General features: G+C 62.8%; 1 pseudogene. It reads left to right on the top strand.

Annotated elements, in window-relative coordinates:
• Positions 1 to 38: 38 nt before the first annotated feature.
• A pseudogene (locus tag AF337_RS41395) lies at positions 39 to 231 on the top strand (cyclic nucleotide-binding protein); the annotation flags it as partial.

The following is a 231-nucleotide window of genomic DNA, read 5'->3' as shown; positions in this document are numbered from 1 at the left end:
GCATCGGGGGGCGCGGACGTGGCGATCACGTCGGAGAAATGGCAGCCGTAGAGCCCACTCAGCGTCGTTCGGCAACGGTGGTTGCCGAGGAATCCTCGCTCGTGGCCAGGCTGACCGCACAGCAGTTCTCGAAGCTCGCGAAGAAATACCCGGACATGTATCGACAGATCGCCAGGTCGCTGTCTCGGCGCCTGCTCGAACGAAACAAGCACGTCGGTGTCTACCGCGAGA

This window comes from Rhizobium ecuadorense (genome assembly GCF_001187535.1).
Lineage (GTDB): Bacteria > Pseudomonadota > Alphaproteobacteria > Rhizobiales > Rhizobiaceae > Rhizobium > Rhizobium ecuadorense.
This window is presented reverse-complemented; position numbering and strand designations above follow the sequence as displayed.